Annotated in this window: 19 protein-coding genes; all 19 read right to left on the bottom strand. The window is 26.3% G+C overall.

Going from position 1 to position 20,379, the window contains the following annotated elements; translation table 11 throughout:
• Nucleotides 1-29: 29 nt before the first annotated feature.
• Complete coding sequence (locus tag D3Z33_RS09465) at nucleotides 30-551, bottom strand: GrdB-related putative oxidoreductase (protein WP_160197526.1); 522 nt, start codon at nucleotides 549-551, stop codon at nucleotides 30-32.
• Between the two features lie 11 nt (nucleotides 552-562).
• Nucleotides 563-1,909 carry a PTS sugar transporter subunit IIC gene (locus tag D3Z33_RS09460; protein ID WP_160197525.1) on the bottom strand — a complete coding sequence of 449 codons (1,347 nt, stop codon included), beginning with the start codon at nucleotides 1,907-1,909 and terminating at the stop codon, nucleotides 563-565.
• An 11-nt stretch (nucleotides 1,910-1,920) separates the two neighbouring features.
• Nucleotides 1,921-2,244 (bottom strand): PTS sugar transporter subunit IIB, encoded by a 324-nt coding sequence (locus D3Z33_RS09455; RefSeq protein ID WP_160197524.1) that lies wholly within the window; start codon nucleotides 2,242-2,244, stop codon nucleotides 1,921-1,923.
• Nucleotide 2,245: 1 nt separating this feature from the next.
• The gene (locus tag D3Z33_RS09450) at nucleotides 2,246-2,821 is read right to left on the bottom strand and encodes an RDD family protein (RefSeq protein ID WP_160197523.1); all 576 of its coding nucleotides are present in this window, start codon (nucleotides 2,819-2,821) and stop codon (nucleotides 2,246-2,248) included.
• 10 nt (nucleotides 2,822-2,831) lie between these two features.
• A complete protein-coding gene (locus D3Z33_RS09445; RefSeq protein ID WP_160197522.1) occupies nucleotides 2,832-3,290 on the bottom strand; it encodes a PTS sugar transporter subunit IIA in 459 nt (152 codons plus the stop codon).
• A complete protein-coding gene (locus tag D3Z33_RS09440) occupies nucleotides 3,277-5,082 on the bottom strand; it encodes a BglG family transcription antiterminator (protein WP_160197521.1) in 1,806 nt (601 codons plus the stop codon). The genes D3Z33_RS09445 and D3Z33_RS09440 overlap by 14 nt, the downstream gene beginning before the upstream one ends.
• 109 nt (nucleotides 5,083-5,191) lie before the next feature.
• Nucleotides 5,192-6,358 (bottom strand): nucleotide sugar dehydrogenase, encoded by a 1,167-nt coding sequence (locus D3Z33_RS09435; protein WP_160197520.1) that lies wholly within the window; start codon nucleotides 6,356-6,358, stop codon nucleotides 5,192-5,194.
• Between the two features lie 338 nt (nucleotides 6,359-6,696).
• Complete coding sequence (gene rfbB / locus D3Z33_RS09430) at nucleotides 6,697-7,758, bottom strand: dTDP-glucose 4,6-dehydratase (protein WP_160197519.1); 1,062 nt, start codon at nucleotides 7,756-7,758, stop codon at nucleotides 6,697-6,699.
• A 28-nt stretch (nucleotides 7,759-7,786) separates the two neighbouring features.
• Nucleotides 7,787-8,653: a glucose-1-phosphate thymidylyltransferase RfbA gene (gene rfbA, locus D3Z33_RS09425; RefSeq protein WP_160197518.1), complete on the bottom strand. Its 867-nt coding sequence runs from the start codon at nucleotides 8,651-8,653 to the stop codon at nucleotides 7,787-7,789.
• Nucleotides 8,654-8,664: 11 nt separating this feature from the next.
• Nucleotides 8,665-9,759: a DegT/DnrJ/EryC1/StrS family aminotransferase gene (locus D3Z33_RS09420; protein WP_160197517.1), complete on the bottom strand. Its 1,095-nt coding sequence runs from the start codon at nucleotides 9,757-9,759 to the stop codon at nucleotides 8,665-8,667.
• A 2-nt stretch (nucleotides 9,760-9,761) separates the two neighbouring features.
• Nucleotides 9,762-11,063, bottom strand: coding sequence for a polysaccharide pyruvyl transferase family protein (locus tag D3Z33_RS09415; protein ID WP_160197516.1), 1,302 nt, complete (start codon nucleotides 11,061-11,063; stop codon nucleotides 9,762-9,764).
• Between the two features lies 1 nt (nucleotide 11,064).
• Nucleotides 11,065-12,357, bottom strand: a complete 1,293-nt coding sequence (locus tag D3Z33_RS09410; RefSeq protein WP_160197515.1) for an ATP-grasp domain-containing protein — start codon at nucleotides 12,355-12,357, stop codon at nucleotides 11,065-11,067.
• 23 nt (nucleotides 12,358-12,380) lie between these two features.
• Nucleotides 12,381-13,832 carry a lipopolysaccharide biosynthesis protein gene (locus tag D3Z33_RS09405; protein ID WP_160197514.1) on the bottom strand — a complete coding sequence of 484 codons (1,452 nt, stop codon included), beginning with the start codon at nucleotides 13,830-13,832 and terminating at the stop codon, nucleotides 12,381-12,383.
• Nucleotides 13,829-14,830, bottom strand: coding sequence for a glycosyltransferase (locus D3Z33_RS09400; protein ID WP_160197513.1), 1,002 nt, complete (start codon nucleotides 14,828-14,830; stop codon nucleotides 13,829-13,831). Before D3Z33_RS09400 ends, D3Z33_RS09405 begins: the two co-directional genes overlap by 4 nt.
• Before the next feature lie 396 nt (nucleotides 14,831-15,226).
• Nucleotides 15,227-16,372 (bottom strand): glycosyltransferase family 4 protein, encoded by a 1,146-nt coding sequence (locus D3Z33_RS09395; protein WP_160197512.1) that lies wholly within the window; start codon nucleotides 16,370-16,372, stop codon nucleotides 15,227-15,229.
• A gap of 201 nt (nucleotides 16,373-16,573) precedes the next feature.
• The gene (locus D3Z33_RS09390) at nucleotides 16,574-17,050 is read right to left on the bottom strand and encodes a glycosyltransferase (protein WP_160197511.1); all 477 of its coding nucleotides are present in this window, start codon (nucleotides 17,048-17,050) and stop codon (nucleotides 16,574-16,576) included.
• Nucleotides 17,047-17,514 (bottom strand): PssD/Cps14F family polysaccharide biosynthesis glycosyltransferase, encoded by a 468-nt coding sequence (gene pssD, locus D3Z33_RS09385; RefSeq protein WP_160197510.1) that lies wholly within the window; start codon nucleotides 17,512-17,514, stop codon nucleotides 17,047-17,049. The genes D3Z33_RS09390 and pssD overlap by 4 nt, the downstream gene beginning before the upstream one ends.
• Entirely contained in the window at nucleotides 17,507-18,730 is a 1,224-nt protein-coding gene (locus D3Z33_RS09380; protein ID WP_160197509.1) for an O-antigen ligase family protein, read from the bottom strand. Before D3Z33_RS09380 ends, pssD begins: the two co-directional genes overlap by 8 nt.
• A 358-nt stretch (nucleotides 18,731-19,088) precedes the next feature.
• Nucleotides 19,089-20,379 (bottom strand): N-acetylmuramoyl-L-alanine amidase (locus D3Z33_RS09375; protein WP_207708351.1); only part of this gene is annotated, 1,291 nt, incomplete at its 5' end.

Below are 20,379 nucleotides of genomic sequence, written 5' to 3'. Positions count from 1 at the left end.
AGGTAGTCTTATAAGACTACCTTATATACTTAATAGCATATGTCTTTTTTTAGTTGTTCTATATTTTCTTTTTTGAACATTTTTTCTGCCAATATAGATATATTACTTAATGATTTATTAAGTCCAGTTCCACCTTTTTTAGGCATTTTCACTATGTTTACTATATCTTTATATTTAGCTATTACATCTTGATTTTCTTTAGACATGGCAGCAAGTCCTGGTATGTCAGTGTTTTCATTTATTTTATGTGCTAAAACTGCACTCATATATGCATAGCCTTCATAATTATATGCTGGACCACAAATGACTACATCTGGATTTAACTTTTTAACCATGCCTATCATTTTTCTTTCTAATTCCTCTTGATTGTCTTTAAAATATTTATCTCCACAATACAAGCATGCACTTACCTTTCCATCTACTTCTGCTAAATGAGGTTTAATCATGGGAACTGAACCTATTTCTCCTTTTTTTCCACCAGGAGCTATATCTGCTTTTTCTTTTCCACCCATACCTGCTTGTATTTGATCAAATATCATTAATACATTCATTTTATTACCTCCTACAGATCCTCCATAGATAAATCATCAAATGATATATCTTCTAATTCATCTTCACTAGGTTTAGCTTGTTCATCTTTTAGGTAGTTTTTATCTAATACTTTTATAAATGGATAATATACTACACAACCAAGTATTACTAATATAACTTGGAATATTGCTGCTCTTAAGCTTCCTGTTGATAGATAGCCAGAGAAACCAAGTGGTGTAGTCCAAGGTAATGCAACTCCATTAGTATATGGTAAAAATCCTGTTTCAAATGCTATTGCTGACAATATTGTATTCATAAGTGGTACCCCTATAAAAGGTATTATCATTACTGGATTAAGTACTATTGGTAAACCAAATATGATAGGTTCATTTATTCCAAATATCCCTGGTACTATTGACAATTTACCAAGCTTTTTAATTCTTTGAGATTTACCTACTGCTACCATTAAAATAACTAGAGAAAGAGTACTTCCTCCACCACCAAATGTTTGAAATAAATCTACAAATTGTCCTGTATAAATATGTGGTAATGGTAATCCTGCTTCAAATGCTGCTAAGTTTTCTATTGATAATGTTCTAAATATTGGTGAGAACACTGAGTTTGTAACTGCAGGTCCATTTATACCAAAGAACCAGAATATTGAGCTAGATACTACATATACTATTTGTGCACCTAAGCTATTTCCTACTCCCATAAGTGGTGCTTGTAATACTGTATATATGAAATTATGTGCTGATTCATAAGGTGTAAGTCCAAATCCAATTCTTACTAAAAAGAATAATAACATTACTATCCCACTTGGAATAAGTGCTGCAAATGAATCTGTTACTGCTGGAGGTACACCTTCAGGCATTTTTATTGTCCAACCTTTTTTATATACCCAGTGGAATATTTGTACAGATAATAAACCTACTACCATTGCTAAGAATATTCCGTTTGTTCCTGTAAATGAAAAGCTAATTGCACTTAATGTTGCTGGGCCTTCTACCCCTTCATATGCTATATCAGTTGGCATTAATATTATAAAAGATACTATAGCTACAATTGACCCTTGTATTCTATCTGCTTCTATTTCTCTAGCATAAGAATACCCTATACCAATTACTGTTAGCAATGATATTATATTAAATGTTGCTCTAGATACAGTAGATAAATAAGATTCCCATCCTTCTCCAAAAAATCTTGCCCAAAATTCTGACCACCCAGGTATTGGGAAGTTTGCTATAAGTAAAAATAATGAACCTACTATAATTAATGGCATTGATATCAAAAATCCATCACGTATAGCCACTAGTATTTTATTTTTACCTAGCTTGTCTGCTATAGGCATTAAAACATCTTCAAGTTTGTTGAACATTAATACCCCTCCTATTTTTTATATTTTTTCATTAATAATATTGTTTTCTTTAATACTTTTTCTCCATCCATCATTCCATAATCAACTGAATCTATAACTCCTACTGGTATGTCATAGTCTTTTACTCTATTCTTTGTATCCTCTAGTAAATGTCTAACTTGAGGTCCTAATAATACGCAATGTGGATTTTTTTCTTCTAATATTTTTTCTAAATTTCTTACTGGATAAGCTTTTACTTCTATGTCTAAATTATGTTTATCTCCAACATCTTGCATCTTTTTTGCAATCATACTTGTACTCATTGCATTATCACAGAATAAATATATCTTTTTCATATTATTCACCTCCTCTCAATACTTTTGTATTTCCAATATAATCATGTAATGCTCTTTGTTTTTTTGAAAATAGTATAAATATAATAGATAATATTGTTGTTGCAAATGATGTATATAATAGTCCTGTGTAAAGTAGTTGGGATCCAGTTAATATTAGTATTAATTGTCTTAAATAATTAGCACTACTTACAAATCCACCTTCTACAATCATAGAACCTAATATTTCTCTTTTTAGCATAGTTTTTAAATCTAATTTTGTACCATCTGTCTTTATAATTTTAAATCCTAACAATCTTTTCATTAAAGTTTGACCATCAAATTTATATAGGGGAATTACTATATAGTAAACAGAAACTATTAATATCCCTAGAACACTAGCTAATATTCCAGATAGAGTTGAAAGTGAAGATAAATCTCTAGTCATCTGTGTCTCTCCAGTTTCTATGCTATATATAATTAAAATTGGTATATTTGCTAGAACAGATGAAATATATATATCAAATAAGGCAGCTATTGCTCTTCTAAATATATTTACTTTTTCAGATTGAAATGCTAAAGCTCCAGATTGTGCTCCCATGATATCCTCCTTACAAATTAATATAATCTTTCAAGATATATATTAATTTTTCTTTTGTATGTGCATTTAATAAATCTTTTATCAAATCTTCATCACCTAATGCTGCTGCTATTTTCTTTAAAACCTCAGATTCTTCTTCCATTTCATCATCTTCTGGTATTGCAAATAATATTGTGAGTTTTACCTTATTATCATTTTCATCCCATAGAAATGGATTATCTACTCTTGCAATGGCAATTGAAGGTTTTTTTACCTGATTTGAAAACCCATGAGGTATTGCTAAATTTTCACCTACAAATGTAGAACCTCTATTTTCTCTTTCAAATATATCTTCTATAAATTTTTGTTTATCTATGACTATTTGTGATTCTACTAGTAGTTCTGATAATTTTAATATTGCTTCTTGTTTAGAACTAAACTTATTTGTAAATATAATATTATTTATATCTATTACATTAGTGTTTTTCATTTATATTCTCCTCAGTTACAAATTCCCTTATTATCTTTCTTAAAGCCTTAGAAAGATATTTATAATCAGAATAATTTATAACAAAAATACGTTTTCCTGTTTCATCTTTTTCTGTTATATATTGTATGTTTAAATTTTCTAAGGAGTTTATTAAGCATATATATAAATTATTTTTTATATAGACTAATTCTTTTTCATCTATATCACTTATATCATCAATAGATTCTATTTCAATATTTTTTATATGATAATTAGAAAATGATTTTCTTTTACTTTCTAAGATATTATCAATAAAATTTTTAATATTTTTCTTATCAATTTCATTTAAAAATGCAGATACCAATAAAAATGACTTTTCAATATTTAAATCTGCTGTTGTAACAATTAAATCTATATCTATTAAATCCATATTTGATATGGAATTTGATGCTATTACATCTACTACTTCAATATTATTAAATGCTTTTTCTAATCTAGTTGAAAGTAATTGACTTGTTCCATATCCACTATGACAAACTACTAATGTTCTTATCTTTATAGTTTCTGATATTTTTTCATCTTCAGATATAAAATAAGTTAGTATATATGAAACTTCATCGTCACTAATCATATTAATTCCTAACTTATTGCAAACTAACATACAAGCAATTTTTATTACGAGAAATTCCTCTTTAAATTCTTTTAGAAAATCTTTTAATAATGGATTTTTTATTTGAATATTGTATTTCACTCTATTTAACATAGGCTTTATATGTAATAACAATCTTTCATATAGAGTGACCCTTATATTGTAGTTTCTATGAGACATCTGAGATACAATATCTATTAAATTATTTGTAAAATGAACATGAGGCATATCGTGTTTTTTATCCTCTTTATTCTTCATATCATCGTAACTTAACCCTATAGATGTCAAGTATTTATAAATATAACCTACTTCTTCTTTACTTACTTTGATTTTAAATTTATCTTCTATTTTTTCTATCATATAAATAGCAATATTATATAAGTCATTATTCCTAACGATTACAACATCACTTACCTCTGAATTACTAGATATATAATTTCCTCTCATTATTCTGTTGGTCATTATTAATAAATGAGTTAATAAATTAGTATAATATGGTTCATATATAACCAGCTTAAGTTTTGACTCTATATGATTTAATAGATTTTCAAAAAATGAAGTTGTTTCATGATTTAAAATTGTATTTATTTGATTTATATTTAATTCTTCATGACGTATATTTTGGTATTCTGTAATATAGTTTGGATTTATTTTGGCATATTCTTGAATAGTAAATACTAAAGCCTTCCTTATATTTATCTCACTGCCAATTATTTTAGTTCCTTTTAATGTTTTAGAAAGTTTTAGATTATATTTTGATAGCTTATCTTCCATTTCATTTAAATCATTATTAATTGAAGTTCTGCTTACTATATATTTATCTGATAGTTTTTGAATAGTAGTATATTTGTCTGTATTTATTAAGAGGTTTAATAAGATTTGTATTCTTCTATGGATTAAATCATCATCACCAATAGAAACTTTCATTTTGTTTAATTTAGAATTTAGAACATCAAGTTGAGAAGATGTATAATATAGTTTTATACCAAGACCTCTTCTTTTATCTATTTTTGCACCTGTGGAGTTAATAATAGTTTGTATTTCTTTTAAATCTTTTGATGTAGTTTTATCTGATATACCTAATTTGTTTGAAAAATACTTTATAGGTAGATATTCATCTTCTATTATTAAACTTTTCAATAAATTTACTTGCCTTTTATTCATATTATACAAATCCTTTCTACTTAATTATATGTTACGCTTATTTATAAAACTATAACATATAAGTTCTGTAATTATACAGAACTTATGTACATAAAAAAGAGGCAGGAAATTAATCCCTGCCAAATAAGTCTCTTGTATATACTTTTTCTCTCACATTTTCTAATTCATCAAACATTCTATTTGTTACTATTATATCTGATTTCTTTTTAAATTCATCTAAATCCCTCACTACCTTTGAACCATAAAACTCATTTTCTTTTAATACTGGCTCATATACTATCACTTCTATTCCTTTACCTTTTACTCTTTTCATTATCCCTTGAATAGCAGATTGTCTAAAGTTATCTGAATTAGTTTTCATAGTTAATCTATATACACCAATTATGTTTGGTTTTTTCTTTATAAGCATTTCTGCTATATGATCTTTTCTAGTTCTATTTGCATCTACTATTGCTCTCATTATATTATTTGGTACATCTTTGTAATTTGCAAGTAACTGCTTTGTATCCTTAGGTAAACAATATCCACCATATCCAAATGAAGGATTATTGTAATGACTTCCTATTCTAGGATCTAAACTTACTCCCTTTACTATTTGCTTTGTATTAAGCCCTCTAACTTCTGCATAAGTATCTAACTCATTAAAAAATGCTACCCTCATTGCAAGATAAGTGTTAGAAAACAATTTTATAGCTTCTGCTTCTGTTGAGTCTGTAAATAATATATCTATCTCCTCTTTTATTGCTCCTTCTGCTAAAAGATTTGCAAACTTTTTAGCCCTTTCAGATCTTTCTCCAACTATTATTCTTGACGGATATAGATTATCATATAATGCTTTTCCTTCTCTTAAAAATTCTGGAGAAAAGATAATATTTTCTGTATTAAATTTTTCTTTTATTTCTTTAGTATACCCTACAGGTACTGTTGACTTTATTACCATTACTGCATTTGGGTTTATTTCTAATACATCCTTTATTACTGATTCCACTGAAGATGTATCAAAGTAATTTTTTTCAGGATCATAATTTGTTGGTGTTGCTATTATTACATATTCAGCATCTTTATATGCTTCTTTCACATCTAGTGTAGCTAATAAGTTCAAATCTTTATTAACTAAATAATCTTCGATTTCTTTATCAACTATTGGTGATTTTTTATCATTAACTAGATCTACTTTCCATTGATTTCTATCTAATGCTTTTACCTCATTATTTTGAGCAAGTAATATTGCATTTGATAATCCTACATATCCAGTTCCTGCTATTGTTATTTTCATTTAAATGTTCCTCCCTTTATTTTATACTATCACATTTTTATCTATTAATTTCTAAATAAAATCTATTAATATATAATATAATTTACTATTAAATGCATGATATAAACTATTTAATAATTATCACTATATAAATTTTAGCATTAATTAGTATTAAATAGTTAAATAAATGACATTATAAATATTTTATAGTAACATATGTATAATTTCAATAATTATTATTTGTATATAATATTTAAATAAAAATGTACCAAATCAATATATTGATCTGGCACATTTTGAATAACTCCTATTATCTAAAGATTAGTATAGTTTATTTCTAAGAACAATTAATATGAATACTAATTATTAATATTAAAGTACATATCTTCATAATAATTCATGTAATCACCAGATACTATATTTTCAATCCATTCTGTATTATTTAAATACCATTGAATGGTTTCTTTCATTCCCTGATCAAATGTATATTCTGGTTCCCATCCTAATTCAGATGTTATTTTTTTATTATCTATTGCATATCTTCTATCGTGACCTGGTCTATCTTTTACATATTTAATTAAATCTTCTGATTTACCTAATTCTTGAATTATCAACTTAACTATTTCAATATTTGCTTTTTCATTATTACCACCAATATTGTATACTTCTCCCTCTTTGCCATTATGAAGCACAGTATTAATTGCAGAACAATGGTCTGAGACATGTAACCAATCTCTTATCTGCATACCATCACCATAAACTGGTAGGTACTTTTCTTTTAAGCAATTATTAATCATAAGTGGTATTAATTTTTCTGGGAACTGATATGGCCCATAATTATTACTACAACGAGTAATATTAATAGGCATTCCATATGTTTTGTGATAAGATCTCACTATCATATCTGCACTTGCTTTAGAGGCAGAATATGGGCTATTTGGTTTTAAAGGCATATTTTCTACAAACATCCCTGTTTTACCCAAAGCTCCATATACTTCATCAGTTGATACTTGTAAAAATTTTACACCCTCTTTATACTTTTTACTATATTTATCCTTTGGCTTGACTTTCCAATATTCTTTAGCTACATCTAATAATACTTGTGTTCCTATTACATTAGTTGTTAGAAAAATTTCAGGTTCTTCGATACTTCTATCTACATGAGATTCTGCAGCAAAATTTACAACAGAGTTAATGTCATAAGAACTAAATATTTCATCAATTTTTTTTCTATCTCTTATATCAGCTTTTATAAAAATATAATTATCATTTTTATCTACATTTTTTAAATTTTCTAAATTTCCTGCATAAGTCAATGAATCTACATTTATAATTTTATAATTAGGATACTTTGTCAATATCATTTTTATAAAGTTACTACCAATGAAACCAGCTCCACCTGTAACTAATATTGTTTTCATTTTTCTACTACCTCCAACTTAAGTTGATTTATTCTTCTAATAAAGTGAGAATATATTGACCATAATCAGTCATTTTCAATCCTTCTCCCACTTCTCTAAACTGCTCATCATTAATAAATCCTCTACGCCATGCAATTTCCTCTAAACAAGCTATATAAAACCCTTGCCTTGATTGAACAGCTTCAACGTATTCAGCAGCTTTAAGCATACCGTCCGGTGTTCCTGTATCTAGCCATGCCATTCCTCTACCAAGAAGTATTACATTTAAATCCCCTTCTTCTAGGTATACATTATTTACTGCAGTTATTTCTATTTCTCCACGAGCTGATGGTTTTATGTTTTTAGCAATATCAACTACTCTATTATCATAAAAATAAAGACCTGGAACTGCATAGTTAGACTTTGGTTTTTCTGGCTTTTCTTCTATAGAAACAACCTTTCTATTTTCATCAAACTCAACTACACCAAATGACCTTGCATCTTTTACAGGATACCCAAAAATAACAGCTCCTTCTTCATGTTCTTGAGCTCTATTCAATACTTTTGTTAAGTCTTGTCCATAGAATACATTGTCTCCTAAAATTAAACAAACATTATCATCACCTATGAAGTCTTCACCTAATATAAAAGCATCAGCCAATCCTCTTGGCCTATCTTGAACAGTGTATGATAATTTAATTCCAAATGTAGACCCATCTCCAAGTAATTTCTCATAAACTCCTATATCCTCAGGGGTTGAAATAATTAGTATTTCTTTAATACCTGCTAGCATTAATACTGAAATTGGATAATAAATTAATGGCTTATCATAAATCGGTAACAATTGTTTTGATACTGCTTTTGTCATAGGGTATAATCTTGTCCCTTTACCACCTGCTAATATTATACCTTTCATTCTTTCCACCTCTATTTCTTAATTATTTTACAAATCCTATCAACATCATCTAAGTTTAAATCTGCATAAAGTGGTAATGTTAATACCCTCTCTGCTATATATTTAGCAATAGGAGTATTATTTGAATTAAATATATCTTTATAACATTTAATATTATTTGTTAAAGGATAAAAATATTTTCGAGCAATTATATCATGTTCTTTGAGTTCTTCAAATATCATATCCCTTGTCTTTTTATATCCATCAAAAACTACTGGAAAATATGAATAGTTACTCTTAACACCTTTCTGAGGTTTAATAAGCTTTATTCCTTCTATTCCATTAAGATTAGATATATATCTTTTTACTACGGTCCGACGCCTCTCTATCTCATTACTAACATGTCTAAGATTACAAATTCCCATAGCTGCCTGAAACTCATTCATTTTTCCATTACCACCAATATATTGAATAGATGCTGGACCTGTTATACCAAAATTTTTCAATTCATTTAATTTCTTATCTAATTTTTTATCATTGAAAGTCACAGCTCCACCTTCAATAGTATTAAATACTTTAGTTGCATGGAAACTAAACATAGAAGCATCTCCAAAGTTTCCAATACCTGTATCATCAACTTTAACTCCAAAAGTATGAGCTGCATCATAAATTACTTTTAAGTTGTATTTATTAGCAATTCTTTGAATTTCATTTATATTACACACGTTACCATATACATGTACTGGGATTATTGCACTAGTTCTTTCTGTTATGAGACTCTCTATCTTCTCTACATCAATTGTATAATCCTCAGAATTAATATCACAAAATACTGGTTCTAATCCATTTCTTACTATAGCATGTGTTGTAGAAACAAAAGTAAAGGGAGTAGTAATAACTTCTCCTTCTAGATCCAAAGCTGCAATCACAGTTTCCAACGCAATATGACCATTTGTAAATAGGGCTATATTAGATACGTCTAAATAATTAATCAAATCTGATTCTAATTTTTTATGTTTTACTCCCATATTAGTCAACCAACGACTATTCCACAGTTCTCTAATTTCATCTATATATTCATCAAGTTGTGGCATTGATGAACGGGTTACTTGTATTTTATTAGTCATGATTATTCCTCCAACTGTATTTTAGAGAAATAATCAACTCTAAGCTTTTTCAACATTTCTTTGTTTGAACTATATTCCTTTGTAAAGTATAGTTCTTTTTGTTTTCTAACAATTACATCAAAATCTTCTTCAATAGCTTTAAGTGCATCATCCAAATCTATTTTAATATAATCCATTTCATTAAAATCTAATCCGGAAAATGTATATTCTAATAATCCATAATTTTTATTAAAATAGTATCTATGATCATCACAGACCTTTTTTATTAAATTGATTACTGGTGTTCCCAAAGCAATTGATAAAACAAATGCATGGTATCTATTACAAATAACCAACTCTGCATTTTTAACTAAATTATGAATGTCCTGAATAGGCAAATAACCACTATCACTCAAATCATACATATAAAAATTATCAAGCTGTTCAGCAAGATATTCTCCTTGCCAAGTACCCCCTCTTTCAAAATCAAATGGTACAAATATTATGGATAACCCATATCTTTTGTGAATATTGTCGCTAAATCTTTTTAAGATATCTCTATATTTTTTTATTTCCTCAAGTGGATAATAAAGTTCCATTAGTATATATCTCTTATTTTTTAGAAGATTATCAACATTAGAAGATGGAATATCTAGAATCCTATCATTTATAAAAAATAAATCATCTGGAATGAAATGTATTTTGTCAGATTCAATTCCAATCTTTTCAAGATATTTTTTTGAATACATACGATCCCTAACTCCATATGTGGTATTACGTAAATAATTAAATGTATAATTAAAGAATTCTTCACTTTGGTCAAAAGGACCATATCCATTTCCTGTAAAATATATTTTCTTTCTCATTTGGCTAGCTAAAAGTATTGGAGCAATTATTTTTTTTAACATATCAGAACGCCATAAACTATTATTCCAAAGATGATTAAAATATCCTCCACCATTAACAATAAGTATATCCATATCTCTAATAGCCTTTTGCATTTCACTTAAATTATCAATTCTATTCAGAATATCTAAAGGTGTCTCGGTAGGATAATTAAATGGCAAAAATCCAACTTTTGGTTTATTTTCCTCTTCATTATATAAAATGTTATTTTTATTATCTTTAAGTTTCACTTCTATAGTATCTATATTCATATTTTTACAATAATCATCTCTAATTTTTTCAGAGAAGCCTTTATTATATGAAAAAATATAAATTTTATCAGCATTAAGTTCATAGAAATTATTAACAAACATCGCGTAGTCTCCAAAGTTAACTTCAGATATTGGACCTGTAACACCTATTTTTAACTGTTTCTTCAAACTAACCCCTCCACTCTAATAAACTTTCAATTTCACTAGTATCAAATACCGGAATGTTCTTTTCTTCAAACATTCTTAATCTTTCAGAAAACGAATCATCAATAAAAATTGATTTTTCAGATTCAATATGAATATTTTTTTCATCTTCTTTCCTCAAATGAATGACCTTATCAAATAAACCTATAGATATTTTGTGATTTGAAAGAGTCTCCTTTACATTATTAATATGCTTTGTTATCAGTATTATTTCCTTTTCTAGATTAACTGCTTGATATAAGAACATCATTAAATAATTGTTTACTTTTCCATCAATAATTAATGTATCGTCTAAATCTACATAGACGTAATCATATTGAATATTGATTTTGTACCTACTGAAAAATGCTCTATCAACCTCAATATCATAATTATTTTTGATTATTTTTACCTCATCTACCATCTTATTAAATATTGTTAATAATGGGTAGTTAACACCTGTATTTCTACTTAGTCCCATTGTTCCTGAGACTCTTGGAGCTATTTCCATAAGTCTATATTGATTATTTACATCTTTTTTTAATTGGAAAAACCAAGCTCCATCAAATCTAAGTTTTTCATTAATTATATTAGCAATATTTGTTATACTATCATCTGTCTCAAGAATCTTTGAGTTTACACTTATTCCTAATTTAATTCTATTTCTATTTCTTGCATTACATACTCTCAGTTTTCCATTAGAATCTGTAAAACAATCAATCGTGTATTCTTCTCCTGGTAAATATTCACAAATAACAATCTCAGGATCTTTATTGATTTCATCTAATAATTCACTTAAAGAATTTACTTTTCGTGCTCCTTTTGAACCTTGACCTATATCAGGTTTTATAAACAAAGGAAATTCTAGATTTATTTCATTTATATTATCCTTTTCATAATATTGAGGTATAAAATCAAATTCGGCAAAATACTTATAAGTTTTAATTTTAGATCTACAGATTTTCACTGTTTCTAAGTCTGGTGTTAAAATATCTGCATTTATTTTTTCCTTATTCTCTGTCAAATATAATTGTACATCATCATGTGCAGGAAATATAAAATCTATTTGGTTTTCTTCTATATGATAATTAATCACTTCAATGAAGTTTTCATCATTATAAAATGGTATGTCTCCTATATAATTTTTATATACAAATTTAGCATGATCATTCACACTAGAAAACCCAAAAAGTTCAATATACATTGAATATTTTAATGCTCTATTAATTTCTAATCCAATTTCTGAGCCTGCAGGAAATACTGCAACCTTTTTTTTCATTTCATAACCTCCATTTTTGATTCCTAGGATTTTGTCCTAAATTTAATTAGTTGTCTAATTGATTCAAGTAAGTATCTAAAACTCTCTAACCTAAACACCTTTGCTAGGACTATATATGTTATAACTCCAACTATAACTTGATAAGTCAAAATTTTCCACGCAGCAATATTAATAAAGTTAAATAAATAAACTATAGTACCCATAACAAGAGTTATCAGAAATGATGGCATAATATCAACCCATTGCTCTTTATAACTATAATTAAGTAGTTGCTTGTTCGGGTATGCATTAATAAATGATGCAATAATATTATTTATAACCATACCCAAAGCTATAGCATATATTCCAAAAGGAATACTGATAATCAGTATAATAACACCTAATATTTTCTTAACTATTTCAAGCTTAAGAAATATATCGCTTCTACCCATAGCATTAATTGCTTGCAAATTAGCAGTATGTATGGGCATTAAAGCATAAGAAATACAAAATATTTGTAAAAATGGAACTGATGGTATCCATTTATCAGTTAACACTATTTTTACTAAGGGTTCTGCTACTACTGCTAAACCAATCATAATAGGGAAAATCATAAAAGAACTGGTTACAATTGAACGTCTAACTATATCTTTTACCTTTTTTCTATTATCCTGATAAGATGAGAGTGTTGGTAACATTACAGATTGTATAGAACCGTTGATATTAAGTACTATAACTTTTGGAAACTGTTCACCTCTATTGTAGAATCCAAGCATTGATGAACTATATGTTCGCCCTATTATTAATGTTCTTAGTTCTATATATAGAACATTTAACAATGCAGATATTAATAACTTCCATCCATATGAAAATAAAATTTTTACTCGTTTATAAGAAAAGATTAACTTAGGTCTCCATTTTACTATAAATAGTAGCAGAACGGTTATTGATATTTGATTCACTAATTGTTGAATTACAAGCGCCCATACTCCCAATCCTTGGTATGCTGCAATAATTCCCAAAACACCTGATATAATAATAGCTCCTAAACTACTTGTAAACAACTTTTTAAACATCATATTTTTTGCTATGTAAGCATTTTGAATAGAGTTAAATACCCCAAAAAATAATGTTAAAGATAAAACTCTTAGAACCGGAACTAATATTGGCTCTCTATAAAAATCAGATATAAATGGTGCCGAAATATAAATGAGTATATAAAGAGCTCCTGCAATCAATAGACTAATATAGAATACAGAAGAAAAATCTACTTCATCAGAGTCTTTTTTTTGTATTAATGCTGTATTGAATCCACTTTCAACAAATACTCTAGCTACTGAAACAAAAACCATAACTATTGCAATAGTTCCAAACTGCTCTGGTGCTAATAATCTCGCTAAGACTATTTGTACAATAAATTGTATCCCTTGAGTTCCACTCCTCTCCATCAGTTTCCAGAAAAGTGAAGAGAGAACTGTAGATTTTAAACTTTTCATTTACTAGAACCTCTTCTTTGAGTTTTTACTTTCATTAAATTATTCCTTAGCAATACAATACCATGACATAGTTCAGGAAAATAACAATATAATATTAATTCTGCTTTTTTGCTCATTCTACTATTCTTAAAATAATCTGTTTTCTTTATTTTATCAAAATTTCCTTCTAATTTATTAATTAAGAATCGTCTCAAGTTTATAACTTCATTTACTTGAATATCATATTTATAATCTGTATATTCGTTGAATTCTGCATATGTTTCTATTATTTTATTATTAGTACTGATACGCTTTTTCTTATCATTAAATAACCTTTCTGATGCGCCATTAACTACCCCTCTTCTAGTACTAGACATAGCTTTATCAAAATAGTAGAAGTCACCTTTTGAAGCTAAAATCAACATCATAGGAAGATCTCCAACTACAGCAGTATGGAAAAACAGTGGTAAATTATTAACATCAAAATACTTGGATCTAAACATTAAGGATGATACATGAATTCTCTTCCCATCAAATCTAATGATATCTTCAATGTCATATATATTATTTATCTTTTCATATTGAACTTCCACATAAGTATTTTTTCTCTCCTTACTAGGAGTTACTTCTTCTACTCTATGGAATGTAGCAACTAAATTGCTATTAGATTCTAATATATCTACTTGTTTTTGTAGTTTGTGAGTATCTGTCCAATAGTCATCCCCTTCACACATAGCAATATATTTTCCTGTATCCCTTTTAAGATTAAGATAAGTAGCTTTTTTACCTTTTGAGTATTGATTCTCAGATTGATAAATGGGTTTTATAATATGTGGATACTTTTTTTCATATTCTTTTATTATTTCTGTAGTTTTATCTGTAGAAGCATCATCATGTATTAATATTTCATACTTAAAATTAGTTTCTTGCATTAAAAAACTTTCTATAGCCTCTGCAATGTATTGTTCATGATTATAAGTTATGCAATTTATACTTACTAAAACTTTACTATTTTTCATTTTTTATCACCTGCTAAATTATTTCTTTCTCTAAAAGATCAGTAATCATTTTACTTGCAAAACCATAAATATATAGATTTTTTCACACTTTTCCTATTCTTATAATAGTTATTTAAAATATATATTCTTCTTATTTTCATATATTATGTGTTAATATTAAAATTAACCCAGTATTTCTATAAGCTACCTGTTACATAAGGTTTGATATCAATATCTCTAAAATGCTACTCTTATTATTACAAACATCACTATTTCAAGTAACTATTTACCGATATTTTGTTTAACAAAATATTAGTTAGGTATTATATTTTAAAACATTTTTTCATTAAAAAAGTTATTATTTATTAAAACAATTTCTATAATTTAAAGTTATTTACTAGTTAAACTAATTATTGATTAATCTGATATATGTGATAATATTAAATCTAATTCTTTTTTTTCAACCTGTTCCCTTCCTAATCGTTTTGATAATTTAACTGTATTTCTTGATTTCGTTAAAAATACTTCTGGGTTATAATAAATTTCTTCTATTGCATCAATATAATCTTCAATAGTATCACAAATATAACCATAACTACTATCTATAAATTCTGGAATTGCAGTATTGTTGCTAGATATTGGAACTAAGCCAGAACAAATTGCTTCACACATTGATACGCCTTGTGCATCTTGTCTAGTTGGAATCAAAATAACACCATTTTCATCATGTAATTTTTTAATTTCTTTCTGTTTATAAAAACCTTTATGAATATTTACATTATCATACTTCTTTACCTTTTTAGTTAATTTATTAAATAAACGTCCCTTTCCATATAGGTTAAATTCCAGATTTCTAAAATATTCTTTATTTGATAGCTGTTTTATCACTTCAATTGTAATATCATTAGCATACTTTTTAGTTGAATATGGTCTTAAATTAAATATCTTTAATCTCTTTTCTTTTGTTTTTCTATCATACTTAAATACTGATGTGTTAATTGGATTTGGAATTATTGAATAATTCTTTATTTCACCTATACAGTTTGTATCTTGTTCTGTAACATTTTTCATCCAATTAGATACAAATACAAAATGAACCTTATTTTTAAGATGATTCCTTATTAAATTCCTATAAAATAACATCTGATTTGTATTCTTTATAATATAATTAGAAAATGATAAAATAGAATATAAATCAAATGTCAAATTAAAAAGTCTTCGATGCCAACTTAATGCTTCAACACCATGAACCCATATTATTACATTCATATTTTTATTTTTATTTTCCAAAATTATATTTGTCACCTTTTTCCAAGCAAAATGTACTAAAATAATATCATAATCATTTTTTATTATCTTATTTTTTAGTTCTATAGCATTTACACAAGTTACATCTACACCTTCAAAATTATAACTAGAACTCATATTAAAACTATTATTGTATACATATACCTCAACTTCTAAACCTACCTCAAGATATTTCTTTACTCTACTGTGTACAAATCCACTCCTATACAAATCATCTTTTGACGGATATTGTGTAACAACTACTAATAACTTCATACATAGTCCCCTTTTACATACTTTAAGTTTAATTTTTTCTTAATGGTATCTCATGATTTAAATTTAAAATTAAATTACACATAAAAACTCCACAATAAACATATCATAGAGCTTTCATTTAAATTTCAAAAATATAATATTAAATTCATAAGTATTTATTCATAAATAATGTTTTCTAAAATAGACTTTTCTATACTTAATCTAATTATCCTTATTTAGTATAGTAGAAATCATTTCATGAATTTTTGAATATATAGGATCATTATTTGGTTGAAAAGACATTGCTTTGTTATAACAATTTACAATATCACTTTTAATTAATGAATTACAAGAAATAATATAACCTAACTCAGATAACTTATGAACAATTTCAGTTTGATGATCGTCAACATGTTCATGAAATTTTTCTAATCTAGGGACTGCTATTACAGGCTTTCTATTCCTTATACCAGTCATAATACTACCAGTACCCCCATGAGTAAGAATTATATCAGCTTTTTCATAATAATTTTCAAGTTTTTCAGAAGAAATGAAGTCAAGTAATCTAACTTTATTACTCTCATATTTAGTATGGCCATTTTGTACTATAATTTCATTATCAAATTTATATAATAACTCTGCCATTTCAATTATTCTAGAAAACTGTTGTTTTTGAGTACCACACAAAACTAATATCAATAGATGCTCCCTCCATATATTGCCTTTGGATAAACTGCTAACAATTCTTTCCACTGTACAAAAAAATAGTCATATAGCTTATATTTATAAATAAATTTCCCTGTTCTAGTTCCAGTATAAACTTTAGCATATGATTCAATATATATTATTTTACTACCAAAAATTTTACCAATTATTATTATTGGTATTGTAGAATGAACTCCAGTAGATATTATATACCGTGGTCTATACTTAATAAATATAATTAATGATTTTATGAAATTGTAAATAAGCTTTAAAATATAATGAAATTCATCAGTGGAACCATATAGTAGAAATTTTATCTTATTACTAGATTTTTGTTTTATTTTAGTCCTCTCTGTAAGTACTAAATAATCATCTACATTAATTTTATTTATTAAAGATTTTAATTGTGCATAATGTCCTCCTGCACTAGAGGTAAACAAATATTTTGTTTTATACATATATATCACCTTTTAATTCTAATTTAAATGCTATAAATAATATACTCAGATAAAAGCTAACAGATGGAGCCACTACTACATGACCAACTAAAAAAGATAAACTTGTACCTATTATAATAGGTACAAAATACTTTGTTTTTTTATAATCTGTTATACTTCCTATAAGATATTGTTTCAATTCAGACTTAATTGAAAACAATAAATTTAACATTGGATAGAATACAATGATGAATCCTATAAATCCATATCGGATTATTATATCAAAGAAATCCATTTCACTGATTCCTACTTTATTACCAATTCCAAAAAATATAGCTCTTGGTAAATAATTTTGAAACACTTCAAAATTATTTATAAGCATTATATCTCTTCCACTTAAAATTTTGGTTATTAAGCTATCTCTATCATATACGATATTCATTCTACTAATAAATATTTCTAATGTACTAGAATTATATATCAAAATCAAAGATAAAAGAATAATTATAAACCCAAATAACATATTAAACTTTCTATTCTTTAAACTTTTATAATTCTTAATAGAACGATATACACTAATTATAAATACTATAAACATAGTAATTATAATTGAAACTATTGTGGTTTTTATCCCTATCATAAAACAAGGTATTAAAACCATTCCAACCAATAAAAACCTATAAAAATTTCTCTCCTCTAAATAATAAAAAACAGAGAATGGAAAAAGCAAAGCTAAAATTGAGCCTATTTCATTTCCTGAAAAAAACCATGCTTTATTTCCCACTTTCATAGTTTCATATGAATATTCATATGTATTAGTTAATTTAGCCATTATAAAAATAATAAAAATAATAACTATAGAAAATTCTAATGCTCTATTTATATCTGTTTTTTCCACCTTATCTATTATTAAATCTAAAACTAATATCATTATAGGAAATATAAGTGTTTTTACTAATGAATATATATTTTTATCTAGATTAAATAATACCATTTCATTAGATTTAACATGAAAAACATAAAAAAATATCAAAATTATAAAATATAATACATTTTTTTTGTTTTTTATAATATCAATGTTAAATAAAATGGTTACTGATATAAAAATTAACATTAAAGGACCTTTAATTATTGAACCCATTTGAAATCCACTATGTTTATATATAAATAAATTTATAATATCAAGAATTGGTTGAACAATAATAAACCATTTAATTATTTTACTTATATTTATCATTGAATTCCTCCGCCTACTATTTTAATGTCTAAAACCTTATATTATCACAGAAAGTTCATTATATAAAAATCTATTTCTTTATAAAATTTAATAACATAAAATAACTCATTCGTAAATATTTAATAAAGATATAAAATACAAATAAATCTTTTTAAGTATTTGATTTCTGAATTAAACTATAAAATTAAACATTAAATTTTAGATATATGTCATTTAATAATATATCATATTAAGATTTAAATGTATATATTTTATATAGATAAATATAAAAAGTATCAAAATGATATTAAAGCTTAATAACAGGCAATCTAGATTGCCTGTTATTATTACATTTTATTATTATAATAATTTTGAATTGTTATTTAAAATACTCTTTTGTTGCCTCTACAACCTTTTGAGCTATTTTATCTTGAACATTAGGATTAATTACTCTCAGAGCTTCATTATTATTTGAAATATATCCTGCTTCTATTAATGCTGAAGGTACATTTGTCCATCTAGTTACATGAAGATTATGATCTTTTATATAATTATAACCATTCTTATAATCTGCTTCTAATAATGATTTAAAAAGATAATTTGCAAACTTTTCACTTTTAACAGCTACATTTGTAGGAGATTTATCATCATATACCATCGTGTCTTTTATATTTACTATTTTTTCTTGTCCATTATATAGTATTACTATTCCAGGATCTGTAGTTTTCCTTACTGGGTCGGACCATTCTTTTATTTCTCGTATAAAAGGATATACCCTACCATTATACTCAACATATGTTCCAACTGTATCTAACCCTGGTCTATAAGTACTATAATGAACACTCATACCTGTAGTTGATTTATTTGTACTAGAATCATGATGTATACTTAAAAATAAATCTGGGTTTCTTTTATTAACTATAACAGTTCTATCATGTAAACCTATATATTTATCTTCCCCAGGCTCTCTAGTAAAGATAACATTCGCGCCTAATTCTCTTAATTTGTTAGCTATTCTAATCGTCAAACCATTATTAAAGTTCTTTTCATATAACCCTAGATAATTATTAACTGCTCCTGGATCTATGCCTCCATGACCAGGATCAAGCATTATAGTCTTACCTAATAAAGATTTATATGGCTTATTATCTTTAGCAAAATTTAATAAAGTAAATGCTTCATTTTTAATATGATTCGATATTCCTGGCATAGTTAGTATATCATTATAGTAATTTATTGCACTATTAAAGTTTCCTTTTAAATGATGATTCTTTCCTAAATTTAATAATCCCTTTGCTGTATATTCTAATCTTTCTTTTATTTCTTGACTTTCTGGGTATAAATCATAACCAACTATATATATCTTTCTTTTTCCACTTGCTGTATATTCATTTTTTCCTAACTCCAATATTTCTTTTTCAGTATTAAATAAACTGTTTTCTTGTGCTAAGTCTAAATATGTTTTTACTAAAAATGTTATATTGTTCGATATTTCTGGCATAGTTAGTATATCATTATAGTAATTTATTGCACTATTAAAGTTTCCTTTTGAATGATGATTCTTTCCTAAATTTAATAATCCATTTGCTGTATTCTCTAATCTTTCTTTTATCTCTTCACTTTCTGGATATAATTCATATCCTTCCATATATATCTTTCTTTTTCCACTT

It is taken from the genome of Senegalia massiliensis, assembly GCF_009911265.1.
Lineage (GTDB): Bacteria > Bacillota > Clostridia > Tissierellales > SIT17 > Anaeromonas > Anaeromonas massiliensis_A.
Note: the sequence above shows the minus strand (reverse complement) of the source record. Positions and strands in the feature narration are given on the sequence as shown.